The organism is Ochrobactrum sp. Q0168 (assembly GCF_016427605.1).
Lineage (GTDB): Bacteria > Pseudomonadota > Alphaproteobacteria > Rhizobiales > Rhizobiaceae > Brucella.
Genome location: NZ_JAELXQ010000006.1, coordinates 70847 through 89030, shown reverse-complemented (window position 1 = coordinate 89030; position 18184 = coordinate 70847). Strand labels below are relative to the sequence as shown.

Here is an 18184-nt window from a genome sequence, read left to right as displayed (position 1 = left end):
AGCGATATCCAGAGGTGCTGCAAAATAATTGTCTGGCTCGTTCTAGCGAGAAATAGTCTCTTTGCCATATCGCTAAGCCGGTGGGCACCAACAGTATCAAATGCTCCAATGTCCAAGCATCGCGGAACTTCCTGTTCTGTTTGCTCAATATTCTTCAGTTTATCACGTAATGCCAATCGTGCGGCTTACCCCGCGCCGCTGCCGTTCAGCAACAATCTCCTGGCTGCTTTCTGCCCGCACCGTCTTCTGTATTATCTGCAACCGCAACCGCATCGCCGCGAAGGCTTGGTGTTGTGCCGGTGAGACACGGTTGGTTACGTCGTTATCACCACGCAAAATTGCACTTCGACCGAAACGCTCATCAAGAGCCCGACTAACTGCAACAAACTCCCTGGCTATGCGTGGCTCAAGCGAATTCACACTAACCTCGCGCTTGTTACCCCTCTCCCTTCGCTCGTTCTGCTTATTAACCAATTGCGAGAGCGCGTCTTCCGCCGCTCGTGACAGGCCAGGAATGGCAACTGTCATGCGCCGCCGCTCCTCGATGATCGCTCGTTTCTCCGCGTTCAGGGCAGATGCCCACGACGCGCCGAGTGAACGCACCCGGCTCGCCACTTCGGGCACAGCTTCAACGGCTTCTTTCCGTTCGCGTCCGGTAGCAAGTAGCCTGTCCATCAAGCGATCGGAGCCACGCAATGCACCATAGGCCGAGGGATCGTTGCTAAGCGCTGCAGCAATTCGCTCACCCGCAAAGCCCTTCATGACAAGTTCTTCGACCTTTGCCACTGCCCCCGCAGGATCCCGCCAGATAAGTGTCGCTGTCTCGGTGAGTGCCGCGCGATGATGCCGATAAAGCGCGACATCGATCGCGCGCCTTCGCGCTTCCTCTTCCACAGATGTTTTGAACTCCGTCACGGCAGCAAGCATCGGTAGCATGGGCATAATCTCCTTATGATGTTGGATACTCGCACCGGCAACGATCTTTGAACGATCCTGTTTCTCGGCCAGATACTGTTCTTCAGAAAAGCGCCTGACGACGTTGAACAGACGCACGAGTTTTTCGCGGTGCTCGGGTGAGATATTCTCCGGCACACGTTCAGTCATGTGCCGCTCGGCAACCGCGTCGGCCTTATTGGTAAAGGCACTCCAGCCGAACCGAGCCGTCAAGGCATCATTAAGGCCTTTTACCTCCTAAACCAGTTGGCGGTCCTCCACGGCGTAGCGGAAGGCGGTCTTGTAAGCATCGCCCCCACCCCGTTCGCGGATATTCTCAATTTCGATGAGACGCGCCATCGCCGGCTTCGACAGCATTGGGATCGACAGGGACATATGTGCACGCCGTTGCTGCTCACGGATACCGAAGCGTGCGGCCTGACGTCGGAATTCGGTGGCATGGGCGCGCGCCAGCGGCACGAGTTCCGACAGTGCACCCAGCGCCGCATTTTGATCATCACGCGCAGCCCGCCCATCGACAAAGCGATCCGAACCATGCAGACGGCCGAGGCGCTGCGGTCTGGTCAGGAGATTATCGGCAAGCTGGCGCGGCTCGGTTCGTGCATCGGAAGCGAGAACGTTCAGTCTGGCGAGCGCACCGTCTGCATCACGATAGATCCTTTCCAGCACCGGTCGGAGAATTTCGTTCCGCTCCTTCCAGCGATCCGAGCGAAGCTGTGCACGACGGGCGTCTTCTTCGATACTGCGGGCAAAAATCGAAGTCGGCGCGATCAGATATTTTCCGGCTGTGGCAATTTCTACTGCGTAGGTTTTATTGTCAGCCTCACTATACGTCATGCCACGTTCGCGTTCGATTGCAAAGCCGAGCGCAACGCTCGCTCGCTCCCAGAGTTTTGCGACCTGCGTTCGCTTATTCACAATCCACGCTAGTCGTCCCGAAACGCTTTCCTGTATTTCAGCCGCAATCCCGGAGAGTGTATCGATGCCACGCCGCCGCGCAAAATCCTGCACATGCGCCCGGTAACCCTCTTCACTCTCGAAATCGAGCGTTGTCGTCTTGGAGCCTGACCGAGACAATCGCTTCACCAGTTGCGTGAATAACTCTGGCCGATGGCTCTCGCGCTCAAGGCGCTGCTCGCGCGCATGGGCCGTTTCCTGCAACTCCGCCACCCAGACGTTTCGCTCAACCTCCCGCTCCTCGGTCCGCTTTTGACCACTCTGCTCGTCGACGACGGTCACTTCCACCTTAACCTGTTCAACGCCATCTTTGCGCAAAGTGACAGTATCGCCCTTGCGGACACCGCTCCCTTCCAATGCCTTTGGAAGGCTGACGCCCCAAAGGCGGTGAACAGCACCGTCATCGGTTTTCACATCAGCATAAGGGCTTTCCTTGGCGTCTTCGTCCTCAGGCCGGAATTTAGCCGCGCCGGTCTCCACCATTTCGCCAGTAACGCCAGTGGCATGATCGACACACGCCTTTCGTCCCAATTCCGGCTTTGGCTCAAAATCCTCGTTTGCGGCATAGAGATCGGCGCGATCGCGGTGACGGGTCATCGAGACATAGGTCAAATGCTGATCCATCATGCCTGAGGCAAGCACAAAGGTCCTGTCCACGGTGACGCCTTGAGATTTATGAATTGTGGCAGCGTAACCATGATCGATATTGCGATAGCTGTTCTCGCTGATCACGACCTCGCGTCCATTATCGAGACGAACGCTCAACAATGGTCCGCCCCGCTTATCGCCGGTTGATATGACCGTACCGAGCATACCGTTCTTCACATATTGCGGACCGAAATGGTGCGCACGTTGTTCAACAAAACGGGCGTTCTCCAGGAAAATAATCCGATCGCTGACAGCAAATTCACGTGCCCCCCGCTCCGTCTGGAATTCGCACGCGCCGGTCAGTGCCCCTTCCTCCGCCATCACCTGGCGCAGAGATGCATTGAGACGCTTCACGTCCTCATTGGTGTGCGCCAAGACGAGCAACTCGTCACCGCGAAGCTGCCGCGCGGTTTCCTCATTTTCGGCTTTGTGCAACAGGTCGCGCCGTGCATAGGTCCAATCCTCGACGATACGATTGATGATTTCGGTCCGTGTTTCTGCCTCGGCGAGGCGCCCCTGCTGCGCATAGATATCGAGACCTTTTTCCACCTCGCCGTGCGCGAACAGACGAGAAGCCTCGCGTGCCCATTCGTCCCGCTGGCGCCGCACACCGGCAAGTTCGTCAAAACCAATACGGTCGCTGATCACCCGAAACGCGGCACCTGCCTGTATTGGCTGAAGCTGCATGGCGTCACCAACCAGAACGACCTTGGCGCCGGCATCCTCGGCCACCTTCAGCACGCGCGCCATCTGTTGCGAGGAGATCATGCCAGCTTCATCGATGACAAGGACATCCCCCCTTTCAAGCAGGTCCCGACCGCCAGCCCATGTCATTTCCAGTGATGCAAAGGTTCGGGACTTGATGCCTGAACTTTCCTCCAGCCCCTCTGCCGCCTTACCAGCAAGTGCCGCCCCGATTACACGACAACCTCGGCTTTCCCAGGCAAGGCGTGCTGCAGCAAGCAGCGTCGACTTGCCCGCACCAGCCAGACCGACAACGGCAGCAATGCCATTGTCCCCGGTAACATAACGGACTGCATCAATCTGTTCGGGATCAAGCCGGAAGGGCCTTCGTGGATCCTGTGTCTCGATTTGACGGATTGCAGCAGCGGTGGCTTTCTCCGAGATAGCAAAGCCCGAACGCTTGGCCAGGACATTCGCCGACTGCGCCATGTCATATTCGATGCGAAGAATCTCACGCGTGGTGAAAACGGCAGGCTCTGCCACCTCGCCCGTTTCCGTGTCGACCTGCTGCGCCTTCAATAATACGATATCATCCGAGGCCATTAACTGTGACCGTATGTTGGTGAAATCGACAGGGTCATCAACATAACGATGTAGCGCCCTGGCGATATCCTTCTCATCGAAAGTCGAGCGTTCGTTGGCGAGTTGCTTCAGCAAAAGTTGCGGCTCCGTCAACAGCCGGTCCGCCATTTCCTGACGACGCGTAAGTTCGCCGGGGCGCAAAAAACATTTGGATCCCCTTGCGCGCGAGCGCCGCCTTTTCTGGCCCGAGGTGCTTTTGCGCGATGCCGTCGAGGCCTTGCTCGGCATAGGAGCGACCGTCGAGGCGGATCTCGTGGCCAGCAAGTGCCAGATGACGATTGGCTGTATCCGCCCAGGCAATCTTCCACGCCTTCATGGTCTCCTTGTCGCCTGCCCAAAGCCTGTAGACGATCTTGCCGTTTGGCCGATCCGGCGTAACGACGCGCAGTTGCTCACCATCCTCTCCAAGAACAGGCACCTTTTTCGGCCCGAACCCTTCTTCTGTCAGGGGCCTTAGCGCCGTCATCAGATGGATATGCGGATTGCCATCCTTGTCGTGATAGACCCAGTCCGCGATCATGCCTTTTGCGGTCAGATTGTCCCGGACGAATTCCTGGACCACGGCGATATTCTCGGCACGCGTCAGCTCCTCTGGCAAAGCGATGATCAATTCACGCGCAAGCTGTGCGTCTGCCCGCTTCTCAGACGCATCAACCGCGTTCCAAAATACCTCGCTCGCTTCCGCGACGGATTTCCCCTTGATAGCTGACTTCAACCATGCCGGAATCTCATTCGGAAGCGCCAGTTCCTCATGCACAAGTTCGGACGCGCCACCGCGATAGCTAAATGACGTACCGGCCTGTTCGTCCATCATACGAGCGCGATGGCGATAGGCCGCAGCCGAGACGATACTGCGTCCCGCTCCCCTTCCAATCACCTGCGCTCTGATGAACATAATCGCCACGTCTGGTTTCCTCTTCTTTCAAGCACGTCGCTCCAGCGACGTATATTGCGCCCTCAAACCGATCGGGCCGCAGGCCAGATTCCGCTTCACCAGAAGACGATCAGACTAAAAATTCCGGCATCGGCGTTTTGGGGACTTGTTCAAGATAGCTTATTTTACTATCGTATTCTAGATAGTTAAAAACGAAATTGAAACTTTGTTGCATGAAAAGGAAACGACAGATGGCCGCAAAATCGTCAATTCTGGATATCGATGCCCAGATCGAGAAGCTGCGTGAACGCAGACGTGCCGCAATCGTTAAATCAGCCGAGCGCTTCGCCAAGGCCGCCACCAAGTCGGGATTAGCGGAGTTGGAAATTGCAGACGAGGACATCGATCGCATCTTCGAAGAGATCACCGCACGATTTCAAAAAGAGAAGAAAGGGACCTCAGGCTCAACTGCTCCGGCACGTCGATCAACGGATCGTGAGACTGGAACGTCGGAGGCGATTTCAAATGACGGCTGACCGCAAACAAGAAGCCCGCGAAAAATTCCTGCTTGGTGGCATCGTGGTCAAGGCAGGACTGTCGAGGGCTGACCGGGCGTTCTTGCTCGGCGGCCTGCTTGAACTGGCACGCGTGACAATGAACTCTCCCGAATATCGGCGGCTACGCGATAATGGCGAAGAGGCATTCAAGTCCCAGGTACAGAAGGTTGAGGCCGTGCGTGAACGGGAGATGCGCGAATGGCATTGAAGGGAAAACTGAGCCCGAGCTTGTTGCTCGTCCTCGTGCCGGCCGTTGTCACGGCAATCACCGTCTATATTATCGGCTGGCGGTGGGCGGAATTGGCGACCGGCATGTCGGGCAAAACAACATATTGGTTTCTGCGCGCCGCTCCGTTACCCGCACTTCTGCTCGGACCGCTCGCCGGACTGTTGACGGTCTGGTCTTTGCCCATGCATCATCGGCGACCGATAGCCATGATGAGCCTCCTGTGCTTTCTCGGCGTCGTTGGCTTCTATGCCTTGCGAGAATACGCGCGTCTGGCCCCATCCGTTGAGCGCGGTCTTATCAGCTGGGACACCGCACTTTCCTATCTCGATATGGTTGTCGTGATCGGTGCGTTGTGTGGCTTCATGGCAGTCGCTGCATCGGCACGCGTCGCCACTGTCGTTCCCGCACAGGTCAAGCGTGCCCGACGCGCAGCCTTCGGCGACGCCGACTGGCTTTCCATGTCGGCTGCGGGGAAACTCTTCCCATCTGATGGCGAGATCGTTGTCGGAGAGCGTTACCGCGTCGACAAGCAAATCGTACACGAGTTGCCCTTCGATCCAGATGATCGTGCCACTTGGGGACAAGGCGGCAAAGCACCGCTCCTCACCTATGGGCAGGATTTCGATTCCACGCATATGCTCTTCTTCGCGGGATCGGGAGGTTACAAAACCACCAGCAATGTCGTGCCGACGGCTTTACGTTATACCGGACCGCTGATCTGCCTCGACCCCTCAACCGAGGTCGCGCCAATGGTCGTAGTGCATCGCACAGCCAAGCTGGGCCGTGAGGTCATGGTGCTCGATCCGTCAAACCCGCTCATCGGCTTCAATGTACTTGACGGGATCGAAACCTCAAGCAAGCGAGAAGAAGACATCGTTAGCATGGCCCATATGCTCCTGTCGGACACGGCACGCTTCGAAAGTTCGACCGGCTCCTACTTTCAAAGCCAGGCGCATAATCTCCTGACGGGCTTGCTCGCACATGTGATGCTATCGTCAGAATATGAAGGTCGTCGAAATCTGCGCAGCCTCAGACAGATCGTTTCCGAACCTGAGCCATCAGTGCTAGCCATGCTGCGCGACATTCAGGAGAATTCGGGTTCGGCGTTCATTCGCGAAACCTTGGGCGTCTTTACCAACATGACCGAGCAGACATTCTCCGGCGTTTATTCGACCGCTTCGAAGGACACGCAATGGCTCTCGCTCGACAATTATGCAGCACTTGTCTGCGGTAATACCTTCAAACCGAGCGACATCGTCACTGGCAAGAAGGATGTGTTTCTTAACATCCCAGCGTCAATCCTGCGCTCCTATCCGGGCATAGGTCGAGTGATCATCGGGGCGCTGATCAACGCCATGATACAGGCTGACGGCCACTTCAAACGACGGGCACTTTTCATGCTCGATGAGGTCGACCTACTCGGTTACATGCGCATTCTGGAAGAAGCGCGCGATCGCGGTCGAAAATACGGCATATCCTTGATGCTGATATACCAATCTGTCGGACAACTGGAACGACACTTCGGAAAAGACGGAGCGATCTCATGGATCGATGGCTGCGCCTTCACATCCTATGCGGCAATCAAAGCGCTTGATACAGCGCGTAATGTCTCGGCCCAATGTGGCGAGATGACAGTCGAGGTGAAGGGAAGTTCCCGCAACATCGGCTGGGATATGAAGAACGGCGCATCGCGCAAATCAGAAAACGTCAATTTCCAACGCCGCCCCTTGATCATGCCACACGAAATCACGCAATCGATGCGGAAAGACGAGCAGATTATTATCGTGCAAGGACACAGTCCGATCCGCTGCGGCAGGGCGATCTACTTCCGACGGAAGGATATGGATGCTGCAGCAAGCGCCAATCGGTTCGTGAAGCCACATTTTTGATCTGTGATTTGCTGTGAACACAGGCGTCTTGATTACCGTAATTCCCGCTAACGATCGGTGCGACGGTAACGTTCGAACGGATCTTCGGCCCCCGGTGGCGTGATCCAGTCGACAAAAAGCGTGTAGCCGAGCGCAAAGGCGACCAAGACAAGTCCCATCAGGCCGAACGCCCAGAACGGCATGCCGTGAGCAGCATCGGGATGGGCAAAAACGACGATCGACATCGGCATCATGACCAGTGCGACCAATACCAACATACCGGTGAACGGCCGCAACATGCACAAGAGATAAAAGGCCAAATACCACGCGCTGTAGAACATCGAACGGGCGAAAACACCGAGAATGGCAAATGGCAGCCTCGCCACAAACAGAAGGAAGTGCCAAAAAGCGTTTCTGGACGCGTCAACTGAAGCCGGATTGGTTGAGCGAGGTTTGGCAGTTACCAACTTGATCTCCTGCTATGTGCCGCAGGCAAACGTTCACCTGACTTTGCCGGCGCGATTTACTCGCTTATTTGCACGAGTCTATCTACGGCAAAAGTACATTGCAAGCGTTGGCGTTGCGTCCCTCGTGTTGTGTATGCATGGAAACAGAAGCGAGAGTTTAGCGCGGCGTCGAGGTCGCCTGAAAGCGACCTCCAGTAAAACCAGCAAATTCCAGTGGATTGACCGCGCCGCAGCAGTATCTGTCCCTATCATCGCGGCACACCGATTGTCATACTGATCAGACCTTAACCTGGGAGGATACTTTCTATGACGACAGCAACCGCGATTGCGGACAACATCGCCACCGAGCAGAGCCTGACCAAGGCTCAGGCGAAGGCCATTGTAGACAGCGTGTTCCGGCAGATCGCCGAAGCGGCGAAGACCGGCGCCGAGACGAATGTGCCAGGCTTCGGCAAGTTCAAGGTGAAAGAGACGCCGGCACGCGAAGGCCGCAATCCGGCGACGGGAGAAACAATCAAGATCGCGGCGTCGAAGAAGCTAACTTTCACGCCGGCGAAAGCGGTGAAGGACGCGCTCAACGGCTGAGGCCGCACAGCACGCCCGAGACGTGAAACCGCCCTCAATAGGGAGGTTCGTTCTTGAGGAAAGCCGCCTGCTCGGCCCAGAGCGCCTCGCGCTCCGCCAGCGCCTTCGCCAGTTCCTTCTCGATCCAGCGGCGCTCGTTGCGATAGACTGCGTTCCGCAGCTCGGCGCGTAGTTCCTCGATGTGCTGATCGATCGACATTGATTGTCTCCTTGATGTTTGTGAAAGACGCTGCCCGCAGTCATGGCAGGCCGGAGGGGTCAAGGAGCGCGGAACGCGACCGCCGGAGGCGGCGAGTGGAGGAGCCGATTTTGTTGGCGAGCGCGCAAGCGATCGGCGGCAAAATTGGGGGAACCGCTCGTCCTTGAGGAATTCTGGCTGGCATGGCACACTTGGACGGTCTGAGCAGACAAAGTTTGGTTCCGTTTGGCACCCGGAAGGAGTGACAGCGGGCTCGATGCCCGCTTTCACTCCCATGTTCACACGGATCAATCAGTGCAAAATGCCGGAGCCGGCCCCGATCGCTCGAAGCCGGCTGCCTGCCGCTCAGTTCGGGTTGTTCCAGAGGATCACCTTCTTTGCCGGATCCCCGCCGGGAGCTGGGGCGACGTTGCCGAAGATCACACCGATTTCGGGAGCCTCAAGCTTCACCGAGAGGTATTCCTCTCCGGTCTGGCGGGCGACGCGGTTCCATCCCGCGCCGATCTCGAAGCCGGTCCGACGATGGATGACGCGGAAGTCGGGGGCTTCGTCGCTTGACTTGCTCGCGTTCGGGACGATTGCGATCGGCGCGTTGACCCGGATGGTGGCGAAAACGCCTTCGAGGCTGCCGTCGGTCTTCTGCATCAAGGTTGCGATCGTGGTTGCCATGGTAGTGTCTCCTTCAGTTGCTCGGGACCATTCCCGATGGCGCACGAAGAGACGACCGACCTGCTGCGGTCAGCTCGGCTGAAAATTTTGCAAAATTCTATTTTCCGTCAAAGCAAGGGAACCGAAATCGAATTTTGCAAAATTTTCGGGCGGGTCTTACCCCGTCAGGGGTTGACCGCAAAAGCAGGCGGTCGTCTATACGAGCGACATACAACGGGAATGGTTCGGAGCAATCGAAGGGAGCGAAACCATCATGCCTGCCCGATCCACCATTGAGCGGAACCGGGCACAGGCTTGCGCGTGCACCTTCGCCGCCATCCGCGCCAATGCGCCATCTCCAGCGCCGCTCCACCCGCGCGGGGGCATGCGATGAATTCCCTCAGCCGCCATCCCTTCACGGTCCACGATGATTGGCGTGGTGACCGTCCTGCCCATTGCCGGTCGTGCGGCAACATCTGGTGAAGCTGGAAATACCCGTGTCCGATATGTGGTCTTCGGCAATGTCGCCCCGGTCAACGTCCGTCCAGCCAGGCAGCATGAAGCCATCCCGAGCACAGCCCGCCGACAAGCAAACGATACCTAAGCGATCGGGCTGGCTTCGCCGGTGCCAGCCAAGCCGATGTGTCGGGCGACATCGAATGCACCCGGGTCTTGCATCATATCTTGAAACAGAACCGTCAAGAGCGTATATACATTTCTGTGTATACAAAAGGAGGAGCGGCCATGCCCCATCTCGCCCGTGTTTTTCAGGCAGGCAATTCACAAGCCGTTCGCCTGCCGAAAGAGTTCCGCTTCAATGTCGAGCGCGTGGAGATCACGCAGGAAGGCGATGCGCTCATCCTTCGCCCACATGTCGAGACCAAGGAGGCATGGGCATCGCTGAGGGCTGCACTCACCCGCGGGGTCAGCGACGATTTCATGGCGGATGGCCGCAAACAGCCCGATCAGCAGGACCGGCCGGAGCTTGATGCGGTGTTTTCGTGATTTCCTATCTTCTCGACACCAATGCCGTGATCACCTTGATCGGTCGGCGATCAGATACTCTGGTCAGTCGCGTTCTCGGCAGTGTTCCGGGAACGATCGGCCTTTCTTCAATTGTCGCTCATGAGCTTTATTTTGGCGCTCACAAAAGTGCAAAGATCGAGCATAATCTCGAGACGTTGCGCTTACTGCTCGCCGATTTTCCAGTCCTCGATTTCGACCAGAGGGATGCGTACGTCGCTGGAGATATCCGGGCGGCCCTTGCCGCCAAGGGGACGCCAATCGGTCCCTATGACGCAATTATCGCCGGTCAGGCAAAGGCGCGGGATCTCGTGGTCGTTACCAACAATACCGGCGAGTTTGCGCGCGTCGAGGGCCTGCGCGTGGAAGACTGGACGCGTTAAACACATCGTTCCCGGACTGCGGCCTCTCCCCCCGCACTCGTACAGGATGTGGCGATCATTTGCATCTATTGTCGCCATCCTGCATGAGTGAGATGATCTCCCGACTTGCCAGATTTGCAAGAAAACGGCGCTCAAGCGCCGTCTCCTGAGAACTGCCAGACCGGGATCCCGAACCGACGGGCCTTGTCGGCAAGATTCCCGGTGATCCCGGAACCAGGAAAGACGATGACACCTGTCGGCATCACCGATAGCATGGCATCGTTGCGGCGGAACGGTGCCGCCTTGGCGTGTTTCGTCCAGTCGGGCTTGAAGGCGATCTGCGTCACCTTGCGCGCTTCTGCCCAGCAAGCAGCGATACGTTCGGCTCCCTTGGGCGAGCCACCATGCATCAAGACCAGATCTGGATATTTAGAATAGGCTTTGTCGAGTGCAGCCCAAACCTGCTCATGATCGTTGTAATCCATACCGCCGCCAAAGGCGATCTTGGTGCCTGCCGGGATCAACACCTCGGTCTCGGCACGCCGGCGGGCGGAGAGGAAGTCTCTGGAGTCGATCATCGCTGCGGTCATGTTGGCGTGACTGACCTTGGAGCCGGTGCGCGGCCGCCATGCTGATCCGGTCTGCGCCTCGAATAGATCGGCTGCGAAGTCGCGCATGAACTCGAAGGCATTGCGGCGTTCGAGGAGCGTGATGCCTTCGGCGACATGCCGCTCCAGCTCGACACTTTTGACCTCCGAGCCATCCTGCTCCCCCTGTTCGGTACGCTGCGCGTCCTCGTTGCGCCGAAGTTCTCGCTGGATGCGCTCGCCAGCGCGGTGGAAGAGGTTGGGCACCGACCAGAGCAGGTCCTCGAGATCGGGTTCGAGCCGCGTATCGCCGAGCATCTCGAACAAGGCGTCGAAGATCGCGGTCAGCGCCGAGCGAACGACCGGCTCCTCGGGTAGCGGTCGCGGGTCCGGTTCGTCCTGGAACGGGCGGTGGCCGTAAAGCTGCATCTCGTAGATGCAGCGGTCGGTTGGCGAGGATTCGTGGTGCGGCTCAAAGGCATCGTCGTTGGCAAGCAAGAGGTTCATGATGGTCTCCGTCGGTTTGCGCCGCGCCTCTCGCGGCCTGACGGCGATCCCTGTCCATGCGGTGGCAAGCCGGAACCGCGGCGTTCTGCGCCGCGGCCCAGCGAAGCGCCGGGCGGCGGAGGAAGGGTTTCTTGCCCCGCGAGGAATGACGGGTCGCATCGCGATCCGTCAGGGGAAGAAACCTGCCCGACCCGCTGAAGTCCTGCCCGCCGCATGGTAAGGGTCGTCTCTCGGCAGGCCCGCAGGCGCGCGCCCATCCGGGCGGCGACCAGCATTGCACCTGCCAACCAACCCGTGCCGCTAAAATCGCGCCTCGCCTCCCCATCACGGCCCGATCACGCTGACAGAAAAGCCTGAGCATCTTCCGGGAGAACTTGCGCCCGAAGACTGGCGATCAGCCGGTCCGCCCCGAGCTGGCGCAGATCCTCGTTGAAGTCACCGAGTTGCGGGGTAAGCACGAGCGAGAGGATGCCGAGCGATTGCGCACGACGGCTCAATCCCTCGATGCCGTGCCGGCCGGCAGCGTCGGCGTCGGCGGCAATGTAGAGGCGCTCACATCCATCCGGCGGCCGGAAGGCGGCGAGGTGATTGGCAGTCAATGCAGAGACCATCGGCATTGCGGGCATCACAGCGACGAGCGACAGGATGCTTTCAAGGCCTTCGCCGACGATCGTGACGGGTACGGGGCCAAAGACAGGGAAGCGGAAACGTACGGCATTGCCGAGCAGGCCACCAAGAGCACGCCGGGGCGTATCCACCTGTGCCTTCCCAATGCTGCTCGGATCCAGTCCGGAGCGCTCGAGATAGGTGCGATGCACACCGGTGATCGTTCCGAAGCGATCGGTCACGGCAGCGATCAACGCCGCATAGCTGCTGGTCCTGCCGGTTGCGAGATCGCGATAGTAGCACGATGGATGAAATCTGAGCGCGGGATGCTGTGCCGCCTGCAGGATGCCGCGCTGGCGCAGATAGCTTTCGGCCAGCGTGCCGGCAAGCGGCTGCGTCATGCGGAACAGACGTTGGGCCCGTTCATCTGCAGGTCTGTCAATCGGAGGATCGGCACAAGCACCGGCCCTTTGGGACAACACGCGACTAGGACGGGGTTGGTTTAGAAATCGCCGCACCTCCTCGGCCACGTCGCGGAAATCGACTAGTCCGCAGGTTTCCCGCACGAGATCGAGCAGGTCACCATACTGAGCCGTCGCCGCATCCGCCCACTTGCCCTTGCGTGGACCGGAGAGATGGACATAGAGCGACTTGCCTTTGCTGTTGGCGACATCGCCAACGATCCAGTAATTGCCGGCCCTTCGGCCGGCGGAAAGATAATAGCGGCAGACCGCCTCGGCATCCTGTGCGAGACAGTCCGCAAGATCGGACGCGGACAACATTGTGGTTATCCCCGGCCAGCGACGTCGATAATGCGATGCTGTTCGATGAGACGGGTGAGGATAGCCGACCCCTCACCCGAGGTCGGAATGAAGAACCTGACCTTCCAGGCGATCATCTCGGAGAACAGGCCGAAGGACCGGAGCTTGTCACGCATGCCGTCGGTGAAACCGTTGAGCTCAACGCGATAGTCGTTCATCACCCGGACACGCCTGAGCGTCATATTGCCGGCAAGTGCGACCACCGAGGAGCCTGCGAGCAGCGACTGCCAGACATCAGCGTCGGTGACGACCTCCGTCTTGTCGAGCCCGAAGTTGCGGCAAAGCCGCGTTAATCCATCCGGCGAGACCAGACGTCCGACGATACGCTCGCCCTCGTCGGTCTGCAGGCGATAGACCCGGCAATAGTCCTGCGGCAGCAATTTCCAGATAGGCAGCAGGAGGCCCGAAACCACGTGCATGGTCGACACCGAGAATTCGGCAAGGCTGGCGACTTCCGTCTTCCATGCGGCCGAAAAGTCTTGTTCGCCCGCCGCTTCCCAGTTCGTTTCTTCCAGCTGGCGCATTTCGAAGCGGATCTCGTCCATTGGCCGGATCAGTGCGACGCGCGGTTGGATCGAACCGTCGTCGAGCATAACCGAGCGGGTCGGAACCTGCACCGCCGGGCGGTCGGACTTGCCGTTGATCATCAGCACAGCGTGCGGATCGCGGGCGGCGAGGCTCAAAGCATCGGCGAGCAACATCGGCCTGTTACGATCCATGCGCTCGATGGTCAACAGATGCGACTGCGCCCCGGTGACCGGATGGGTGTAGATCAGCTGCCGGTTCTTCACCGTCATTCGGTCCGCGGTCAGGGTCTCCAGCCCCTTGTCATAGACACCGGTGGCGATCGCGCCCTCGATGCGCGCGGCCAGCAATTGCTCGAACGCGTCGAACAGGAGATTCTGCATGGCGATGGTGAGCGCAAGCATTCGGTTCAGAGACGTATGGATAGGTGGCAATTCGTCCTTGAGACCACCCTCGCGCGCCGTCAGCGACAGACCGGTGATCGCCTCGAATTTTTCCAGCGAACAGCCGTCGATGCCACCGGCATGAACCAACTTGTAAAACTGCCTGAGCGCATCGCGGGCATATTGGGATTCGAGATTGTCTTCGCTGCGGAACATGCCCTGACCGCCGGTCTGGCGCTGCCCGCGCGTGATCGCGCCGAGCGTATCGAGGCGCTTGGCGATCGTCGACAAAAACCTTCGTTCGGCCTTCACATTGGTGGCAACCATGCGGAAGCGCGGCGGCTGCGCCTGGTTGGTGCGATGGCTGCGGCCGAGCCCCTGGATTGCCACGTCCGCGCGCCAACCAGCTTCCAGGAGATTGTGGAGACGCAGACGCTGGTTCTTCGCGCCGAGATCGGCATGGTAGGATCGTCCAGTCCCGCCCGCTTCAGAGAAGATCAGGATCGGCTTCTCATCGTCCATGAAGGCGCGGGTCTCGTCGATATTGGCGCTGCCCGGTCGGCTTTCGACGGCGAAGCGGTCGATCGTGTCGCTATCCTCGCGCCGGATGATGCGGCGCGGGCGGCCTGTGATCTCGGCGACCTGGCTGCTGCCGAATTTCTGGACGATCTGGTCGAGCGCCGTTGGAATGGCGGGAAGGCTGCCGAGCCGTTCAAGCAACATATCCCGGCGGGCGACGGCGTCGCGGCAAAGGACCGGATTGCCATCGGTGTCATAGACCGGACGCGACAGGAGATTGCCTTCGGCGTCGGAATATTCCTCGAAGAGCTGGGTCGGGAAAGAATGGTTGAGATATTCGGCGACGATCTCACGCGGCGTGACATCTACCTGGATGTCGTTCCATTCCGCGGTCGGGATTTCGGCGAGGCGGCGTTCGATCAGAGAATGGCCGGTGGAAATGATCTGGATGATCGCCGCATGGCCCTCTTCGACATCCTGCTTGATCGCACTCATCAGCGCCGGCGTCTTCATCGAGGTGAGGAGATGGTTGAAGAAGCGCTGTTTGGTGCTTTCGAAGGCGGAGCGTGCAGCCGCCTTTGCATTTTTGTTGAGGGTGCAGCCGCTGGACGTGATGCCGGAAGCCTCCAGCGCCTGATCGAGATGATTATGAATGACCTGGTACGCTTCCGCATAGGAATCGTAGATGCGCACTTGCTCCTCGGTCAGTTCGTGTTCGAGGATGTCATATTCGACTCCCTCGAAGGACAGGGATCGCGAGGCATAGAGGCCCATGGCCTTGAGATCCCGCGCCAGAACCTCCATCGTCGCCACGCCGCCGTCTTCGATCGCCGCGATAAACTCAGAGCGGGTCGAGAAGGGAAAGTCCGCGCCACCCCAGAGGCCGAGGCGTTCGGCATAGGTAAGTTGCTCGACCTCGGATGCGCCAGTGGCGGAAACGTAGACGACGCGGGCATTGGGAAGAGCACGCTGCAGGCGAAGACCGGCGCGACCCTGCTGCGAGGCAGACTTTTCACCGCGGTCGGTTTTGCCGCTTGCGGCATTAGCCATCGCATGACCTTCATCGAAGATAATGACGCCGTCGAAACCTTCTGCATTCCCTGACGCGGCTTCGCTGCTCCCAGCCTCTTGACGCAGCCAGTCGACGATCTGCTGCACTCGCGATCGCTTGCCCTCGCGCTCGTCGGTGCGCAAAGTGGCGAAGGTGACGAAGAGGATGCCTTCGTCGAGTTTGATCGGTTTGCCCTGGCGGAAGCGTGAGAGTGGCGTGATCAGCAGTTTTTCCTGGCCGAGCGCGCTCCAGTCACGCTGCGCATCCTCAATCAGGGTTTCCGATTTCGAGATCCACAAATGACGACGACGACCCTTCAGCCAATTGTCCAAGATGATACCGGCAGCCTGGCGGCCTTTGCCAGCTCCCGTGCCATCACCTAAAAACCAGCCCCGACGAAAACGAACAACGCCTTCCGTCTCCGGGGTAACGGCTTTCAGGTTGTCGAAACTGGCATCAACGCTCCAGTGGCCGGCAAGATAGCCGGAGTGGGCCTCACCGGCATAGATCACACTCTCGAGCTGGGCGTCGGAGAGGTCGCCGCCAGTGACGATGCGCTTCGGCAGATGTGGCCGATAGCTTGGTTTGGGCGGCGCGACCGACGCCATTGCTACGGATTCGACCAATTTGTCCGGGTGTGGTTTGGCGTCCGGAATGCGGATCGCCCGCAACTGATAGGGTTCGTATATTCCTTCAGCGACATCGACGCGGACATTCGTCGCTCCATCGCGCAGTTCGTAAGAGAGTTCAACAACGTCATCGTCGATCCGGGGTACAGCTGAGGACGCCAAACGCGGCGCAGCAGCGGCTGAAGGGCGACTTGCCGGGACCATCACAGCTGCGGGTCGCATGGTGTCGGCAGCTTTGCGAGCGGCCATTTTCGCCGCACAGGCGTTTAATATTCCGTGGGAGAGCGCGCCGATAGAGTTTGGCGCGGTTGAAGGTGAGCGGGGCGGAAGACCAGAGATCCAAGAAAGCAGTGTTTCCAGATCGGGGGCGGCACCACGCGATTCAACCAGATTTGCCGGATCAGCGGCGGCAATCTTGTCGATGACCGTGAGGCGGGTTTCCATCGTCGTGCCGTGGCGAGCATAGACGCCACCATCGATTGCTGCACTGAACAGAACCGTGCCGCGGCTCTGAAGTCGGACGAATGCGTCCCGCCATTTCGGATTGTCGGGAGAAAGGCTGGAGCCGGTGATCGCAACCAGCCGTCCGCCGGGAACAAGCCGCCTGAAGGCGGAGGCCAGATGACGCCATGCCGCGTCGGCCATGCGGCCCTCGACATGAACACCGGCAGAAAACGGCGGGTTCATCAGCACGACGGTCGGGAGCACCGCACGATCGAGATAGTCATCGATGTGGGCGGCTTCGTACTGCGTAACTGATGATCCCGAAAATAACTGGGTCAGAAGATCGTGACGGAGCGGCGCATATTCGTTGAGCACCAGGCGTGCACGGGCGAGTTGCGCGAAGACCGCCATAAGCCCTGTTCCCGCCGACGGTTCGAGCACCACATCACCCGGCATGATACCGGCAGCACGAGCAGCGACATAGGCGAGCGGCATTGGCGTGGAAAACTGTTGGAGCTGCTGGCTTTCCTCGGAGCGTCGGGTGTGGGTGGGGATCAGGCCTGCGACCTTGGTCAACATGGCCAACGTTGCCTGACGCGCGTTCGTGCGGGAGCTGATTGCCCCGCCGAACTTTCGCAGAAACAGGATCTGGGCCACTTCTGTCGCCTCATAAGCGTCTTTCCAAGACCAGAAGCTTTCGGCGTCTGAGCCGCCGAAAGCATTCATCAGAATGGATCGGAGATCGGCTGCTCCTATGGTTTGGCCGCGCTCTAGAAACGGCAGAAGCTCACGGCCGGAATCGAGGATAAAGTCTGCACGGCTCGAGGTAACAAGCGAAGCGGCGACCGCGTTCGCGGCAGGGGTCGGGACCACGTTCATGGGAAATCCTGTTGGGAGCGGGAGAGGACACACCCGCCCGGACGCTCTCCAAACCCCGGCAGGCCCCCTTTTCAGGCCCTTCTCTCCCTCTTTGCTTCGTCGGAACCGTGCCGACACGCCGGCGGGAACCCGATCATGCTGACATGTCGGCTCTCCCGAAATCCTGTTTCTGGCTTGACGGTTTTCTCGGTGTGATCAATGAGCAAGAGAAAAAAGCGATATATGAGCCAATGCCATGTTTCCTTATTACCCACACTTCTATCATCGAGACTGACGACGAGCAGGACGCCGCGAACCGAGCAATCGGCGAGATTCGCATCGGCCAGCAGTTTCGGTCAGCCGCGTGTTGGTGGCCGCGAAAGCGCTGGCAATCGATGACTGTCGGAACAATGGCGCCGATACCGGCAAGTCTGGGGACCTTGCGTCTTCCGAACGATCGTCAGCCTTCCTGAAGCCAGCCGTTATCGGCCCAGTCAACCCGAACGCGCGATTTTGGCCAACTCGAAGAACAAACCAAGAAGCTGTAACTTTAGGGT

General features: G+C 58.9%; 14 protein-coding genes and 1 pseudogene. 7 read left to right on the top strand and 8 right to left on the bottom strand.

Annotated elements, in window-relative coordinates; all coding sequences use genetic code 11:
• Positions 1-162: 162 nt before the first annotated feature.
• Positions 163-4789 (bottom strand): annotated as a pseudogene (traA, locus tag JAU75_RS12860) (Ti-type conjugative transfer relaxase TraA).
• Positions 4790-5010: 221 nt separating this feature from the next.
• On the opposite strand from traA, the gene JAU75_RS12855 reads away from it, so the two are divergent.
• From JAU75_RS12855 to traG, 3 genes are read left to right on the top strand one after another with little or no spacing between them, the layout of a single operon-like run.
• A complete protein-coding gene (locus JAU75_RS12855; RefSeq protein ID WP_199056902.1) occupies positions 5011-5295 on the top strand; it encodes a TraC family protein in 285 nt (94 codons plus the stop codon).
• Complete coding sequence (locus tag JAU75_RS12850) at positions 5285-5524, top strand: conjugal transfer protein TraD (RefSeq protein ID WP_199056901.1); 240 nt, start codon at positions 5285-5287, stop codon at positions 5522-5524. The genes JAU75_RS12855 and JAU75_RS12850 overlap by 11 nt, the downstream gene beginning before the upstream one ends.
• Complete coding sequence (gene traG, locus JAU75_RS12845; RefSeq protein WP_199056900.1) at positions 5515-7434, top strand: Ti-type conjugative transfer system protein TraG; 1920 nt, start codon at positions 5515-5517, stop codon at positions 7432-7434. The genes JAU75_RS12850 and traG overlap by 10 nt, the downstream gene beginning before the upstream one ends.
• A gap of 47 nt (positions 7435-7481) precedes the next feature.
• Here traG and JAU75_RS12840 read toward each other — a convergent pair whose 3' ends face one another.
• On the bottom strand, positions 7482-7880 hold the full coding sequence (locus tag JAU75_RS12840) for a hypothetical protein (RefSeq protein ID WP_199056899.1): 399 nt from the start codon (positions 7878-7880) through the stop codon (positions 7482-7484).
• A gap of 306 nt (positions 7881-8186) precedes the next feature.
• On the opposite strand from JAU75_RS12840, the gene JAU75_RS12835 reads away from it, so the two are divergent.
• A complete protein-coding gene (locus JAU75_RS12835; RefSeq protein ID WP_199056898.1) occupies positions 8187-8465 on the top strand; it encodes an HU family DNA-binding protein in 279 nt (92 codons plus the stop codon).
• Between the two features lie 34 nt (positions 8466-8499).
• Here the strand turns inward: JAU75_RS12835 and JAU75_RS12830 are convergent, their stop codons facing one another.
• The 3 genes from JAU75_RS12830 to JAU75_RS12820 all read right to left on the bottom strand — a co-directional run bounded on the left by JAU75_RS12830 (position 8500) and on the right by JAU75_RS12820 (position 9871).
• A complete protein-coding gene (locus JAU75_RS12830) occupies positions 8500-8664 on the bottom strand; it encodes a hypothetical protein (RefSeq protein ID WP_182522112.1) in 165 nt (54 codons plus the stop codon).
• A gap of 345 nt (positions 8665-9009) precedes the next feature.
• On the bottom strand, positions 9010-9333 hold the full coding sequence (locus tag JAU75_RS12825; RefSeq protein WP_121539001.1) for a DUF736 family protein: 324 nt from the start codon (positions 9331-9333) through the stop codon (positions 9010-9012).
• A gap of 394 nt (positions 9334-9727) precedes the next feature.
• Positions 9728-9871 carry a hypothetical protein gene (locus tag JAU75_RS12820; protein ID WP_199056897.1) on the bottom strand — a complete coding sequence of 48 codons (144 nt, stop codon included), beginning with the start codon at positions 9869-9871 and terminating at the stop codon, positions 9728-9730.
• A 185-nt stretch (positions 9872-10056) separates the two neighbouring features.
• Here JAU75_RS12820 and JAU75_RS12815 point away from each other — a divergent pair, with 185 nt between their 5' ends.
• Together JAU75_RS12815 and JAU75_RS12810 are read left to right on the top strand one after the other, a co-directional pair.
• Positions 10057-10317, top strand: coding sequence for a type II toxin-antitoxin system VapB family antitoxin (locus tag JAU75_RS12815; RefSeq protein ID WP_182522109.1), 261 nt, complete (start codon positions 10057-10059; stop codon positions 10315-10317).
• Positions 10314-10718 carry a type II toxin-antitoxin system VapC family toxin gene (locus JAU75_RS12810; RefSeq protein ID WP_199056896.1) on the top strand — a complete coding sequence of 135 codons (405 nt, stop codon included), beginning with the start codon at positions 10314-10316 and terminating at the stop codon, positions 10716-10718. The genes JAU75_RS12815 and JAU75_RS12810 overlap by 4 nt, the downstream gene beginning before the upstream one ends.
• Positions 10719-10849: 131 nt before the next feature.
• Here JAU75_RS12810 and JAU75_RS12805 read toward each other — a convergent pair whose 3' ends face one another.
• On the bottom strand, positions 10850-11791 hold the full coding sequence (locus JAU75_RS12805) for a DUF2493 domain-containing protein (RefSeq protein WP_199056895.1): 942 nt from the start codon (positions 11789-11791) through the stop codon (positions 10850-10852).
• Between JAU75_RS12805 and JAU75_RS12800 the strand changes: the two genes are divergently transcribed.
• Positions 11790-12011: a hypothetical protein gene (locus tag JAU75_RS12800; protein ID WP_199057076.1), complete on the top strand. Its 222-nt coding sequence runs from the start codon at positions 11790-11792 to the stop codon at positions 12009-12011. The genes JAU75_RS12805 and JAU75_RS12800 overlap by 2 nt on opposite strands.
• A 115-nt stretch (positions 12012-12126) precedes the next feature.
• Here JAU75_RS12800 and JAU75_RS12795 read toward each other — a convergent pair whose 3' ends face one another.
• Both JAU75_RS12795 and JAU75_RS12790 read right to left on the bottom strand, forming a co-directional pair.
• The gene (locus tag JAU75_RS12795; protein WP_199056894.1) at positions 12127-13179 is read right to left on the bottom strand and encodes a toprim domain-containing protein; all 1053 of its coding nucleotides are present in this window, start codon (positions 13177-13179) and stop codon (positions 12127-12129) included.
• A gap of 5 nt (positions 13180-13184) precedes the next feature.
• The gene (locus JAU75_RS12790) at positions 13185-17648 is read right to left on the bottom strand and encodes a strawberry notch-like NTP hydrolase domain-containing protein (RefSeq protein WP_199056893.1); all 4464 of its coding nucleotides are present in this window, start codon (positions 17646-17648) and stop codon (positions 13185-13187) included.
• Between the last annotated feature and the right edge of the window lie 536 nt (positions 17649-18184).